Raw genomic sequence first — 739 nt, 5'->3', positions numbered from 1 at the left:
CTGTGGCTGATGGGCAGTCAATCCTGAGCTGCATTTTTTTGACTGGTAGCATGGTTTCTGAATCCGTGTTCAGCTTATCGGCTAACAGTTTTCCTAACTGAACGGTTGTTGAGTCGCTCCCGTTACCGATATCGCATGACGCAGGAACAATCATGCCATCAACTTTTACAGTGAACTGTGAGCCTGCATTGGCCATGCCCGATGCTGCGATAGCGGCCAACAGAGTGACGTTCAGCGCGGTCTTTTTAAAATTCATGTGTGTATAGTCCTTATACGTTTTATTCATGAAGAAATGACTCTCCTGTGAGAATCGGGGTGATGCTTAATTCTTAATACGGTTTTATTGAATTCCAGGGAAACCTAAACATTCCCTTTTTATCCTAACATCTGAAAGGCAGAATTAAATATCGCATGTTTGCCTTTTTACCTTATCAAAGGTTGCTTGATGCATTTTGGAAACTTATTTTTATATCTTTAGGTGTAATGTTAATTAATGCCAGAAAACAAATGTAGAAAATGAGATTTCTTACAGATAAACAATTTCAAAAGTTGCCATTCCATCGAGTTTTATGGTATCTGCCTGATTTAAACTGAAGATGAAAGGCTTCAGGATAATATCAATATTAACCTGACGTGCGCTGCCTGGCGTTGTCTGGCTACCCCATGAGTAAATGCTTTCACCGGAGGGAGTCAGCCTGAACTGCCCACTGCGCCAGCTAACCCCTTCGTTATCAGAAAC

The 739-nt window shown here is 41.5% G+C and carries 2 protein-coding genes; both read right to left on the bottom strand.

The features are described 5' to 3' along the window. Window positions 1-286, bottom strand: a 286-nt coding sequence (locus tag WH277_RS00465; protein WP_339503728.1) for a hypothetical protein, incomplete at its 3' end; no start/stop codon positions are given. 240 nt (window positions 287-526) lie between these two features. Next, a partial coding sequence (locus tag WH277_RS00460; protein WP_339503727.1) for a hypothetical protein occupies window positions 527-739 on the bottom strand: 213 nt, incomplete at its 5' end.

It is taken from the genome of Erwinia sp. MYb416 (assembly GCF_037479575.1).
Classification (GTDB): Bacteria; Pseudomonadota; Gammaproteobacteria; order Enterobacterales; family Enterobacteriaceae; genus Erwinia; species Erwinia rhapontici.
This window is presented reverse-complemented; position numbering and strand designations above follow the sequence as displayed.